The 3,012-nt window shown below is 43.7% G+C and carries 2 protein-coding genes; both read right to left on the reverse strand.

The window, feature by feature from the left end; translation table 11 throughout:
- On the reverse strand, positions 1–959 hold a 959-nt coding region (locus ACFINL_RS09450), incomplete at its 3' end, for a filamentous hemagglutinin N-terminal domain-containing protein (RefSeq protein WP_375651466.1).
- A 25-nt stretch (positions 960–984) separates the two neighbouring features.
- Positions 985–2,781 (reverse strand): ShlB/FhaC/HecB family hemolysin secretion/activation protein, encoded by a 1,797-nt coding sequence (locus ACFINL_RS09455; RefSeq protein WP_375651467.1) that lies wholly within the window; start codon positions 2,779–2,781, stop codon positions 985–987.
- Positions 2,782–3,012: the final 231 nt, after the last annotated feature.

Genomic DNA, 3,012 nt, shown 5'->3' on the forward strand with positions numbered 1-3,012 from the left:
CCCCCATGACCAAAAACATTCTTCAACGAGATTTTCCCGTCAGCAGAAAGATGCAACTGCCCCGCATTGGCTGCCATATCATGGCGCATACGAACACCAACACCTTTTTCTGTTGCCACAAGTTTAATCTGATCCGCCTGTAGAGCCCCCAAAGCAGAACCATCTATCGCATATTCCGGTTTACCGGTAATATCGGTCAGTTCTTTCATTTCCCGTGAAGCATAATCAAAGTGACCTGTCCCTGCTGTCACACCAATCTCCTTGCCCGCAACAGCTCCTTCAAAATGCACTGTGCGTGAGACAATATCGACAATATCAACCGCTCCTTGACCAGAGAAAAAATTGGCTCCCTTAGCACCAAAGGTAATATCCCCACCTCGCACCTCAAAGCCTTTCAAAAAACCGCTCGCATCAATTTCGGGTACACCTGTGGTTAAGGTCGCATGGGGCGTATTGATAAAGCCACAACCATCACAGCTTATCCCATTGGGATTGGCTATAATCACATCGGCGGGGCTCCCAAAAACCTCTCCTGGACCATGAAGCGCACTGCGCTTGCTGCTGGTCACTTCATTTAAAATCACTTTCGCCGAACCCGTGAGGCGCAAATGCGGATTGCCCGGCATAATGCCCCCCAACTGCGATTGCCCTACTTCTTGCGCATGATTGTTCCAAATCACACCCGGATTTCCAATATTAAAATCGTTATATTTATTGTGCGATAAGCCCTTGCCATTGGGGGTAACAATATCAATCGAGGGAACCCCATTGGGCGCTGCGACTATATCTGGACGATGGGCGGCATTCGCGTTAGGATCCACAGTAATTTGCGCCTGTAACGCTGAAGGGGCTAACAAACAAGAAAAACCAAGTCCCCCAAATAAAACCTTTTTGAGCATCGTACTGGAGACTAAAACACCTAATAAAGCTGCTCTTTCTGCTCTCTTCTCATATCTCATACGTTAACTCCCCAATAAAAAATGCTTAAAGTTCCATTGTTAATGTCATAAAAAATGTTCCTGATTTTTTGTGCTTAACTGTGCTCCAAAAAATACTGGAATAACTGGCATCAAGAGAGACCATGCCTCCCGCAAGCTTGACACCTGCTGTCCAACCGGCAAGCTGATCACTCTTAATCCCATACAAAACTTGCGAAAACACACGCCCATAATCCAAACCAACATAAGGGCGAAGTTCACCAAAAACCTTTTTGAAGGTCGCGTGATTGCTCCACGGAATGGTGCGTAGCAACAAATCATTCCGGCTAAAAAAACCGTTATTGCCAAAAAGCAAACTCTCACGCGTACCACGAACATTGGAAGCGCCCCCCAACGAAATCTGTTCAGCTCCCAATAAATTATGCGGTGAATATTGACCACTCAAAAGATTGCTCAGTATAAAGTCCAAGCCCCCTATCTTAAAAGGCGTCATGACACTAAGCGTACCGGTAAATTTGGCAAATTGTGGCTCCGCATCCCCTGCTCCTGGCGCATGTTTCTTTACTGAATGAAACAAGGGAAGACCTTGCAAATAACTCACATCAAAGGTCCAAGTCCCCCCCAACATCTGGCGCGAATGCGAAATGCCAAAATTGGCGACGCTATATTGACGGCTGCCCACTTCAATCTTATTGCCAAGAAGGTAATTGTTGGTTCTTTTATAAGAAAGACCTAAATTCAAGGTTGTAAGGGAAACACTATCACGGTAAAGAACCCTGCTTGTACTGGCGTGCAACTCACTGGAATCCCCCGTCGTCTCAATATCGGTAAAATTGCCAGGGATTATGCTTTGGTAATTATAAACAGTGCCATTCAATCCAAAGGTCCAATAACCATATGGAATACTCACACTCGCTGAAATGTTATTGCTATGTCCTTCTTGCTTGCTCCCACCCCAATAATCTGTCTGACTGCGCTGATAGTTAAAATCCCACGCATCATTCATCCCTAAAATATTTTCTACCCTCAAGCCCGCACTATAACGCGCATAACCCGTAGAGGCTTGTCCCATATTGTCATGAGAAACAGTAACCTTGAACGTTTTATCGGGATGATTGTTAATATTGACAATGGTGCTCCCTTCTTCACGCCCTGGAAGAAGTTCGCTTTGAGCATGTGCTGAACTCAAACGGTTGATCTGATCAAGCCCCTGTTCAATATCGCGCATGTTCAGAACATGACCTTGAAGCCCAGGAAAAGCACTCCACACAACATTGTTATAACGAGATGCCGGTGAACCATTATAGTAAATCTCTGAAAGCTTGCCCTCAACGACAACAAATTTGAGCGTCTTGCTGTTTTTGATATCTTGATCAGGAATATAAAAACGCGCCGTTACATAGCCTTGATCCAAATAAACTTTGGTTAACTTCTTGATTAAGAGCTGAATATCAAAAAGACCAATACATCTTCCAACATAAGGCTCTGTTACGGCTGATATAGAGCGCTTTTTGACATGGTGCACTCCCTCAACAACAACAGCATGAATTGGAAAACATTGCTTCCCACCCAAAAGCGTTTCTGGATTTTGCTCTGAAGGCGTCTTTATCCTTTTAGGCGTTAAAGCGCGTAATTTCTCAATTCTTTCTAATTGCTGCTTTTCTGAATACCTACGAGAAAAATTATCTGTTGGGGAATGAAAAATAGCTGAGGAGCGCGCATAAACATTTACACCTGTAAACAAGCCAAAGAAAACAACAATGGCACGAAAAATTCTCAAAAGAGAACTTTGGCGTAAAAATACACAAAACAATACAGATTGCCCCCGCTTTGCACTATTCATGAAGCATGATTTAAAAGAACTTCATGGAACCGCTAATAAATCCACTCAAAACAGCCACTGCCCTATAACGCTTTTAACAAAAGCACATGCCTCTGTGACCCAAAAAGTGACACCCAAAAACTGCTTTATTTTACAAAAACCACTTTATTTTAACTGCTGAAGATCTCTCCCCCACATTTCTATGGAAAAACCTCTAAACAAAACTGTTTAGCCCGTCAATGGTTAATACAT

It is taken from the genome of Bartonella sp. AA78NXGY (assembly GCF_042197005.1).
Taxonomy (GTDB): Bacteria; Pseudomonadota; Alphaproteobacteria; order Rhizobiales; family Rhizobiaceae; genus Bartonella.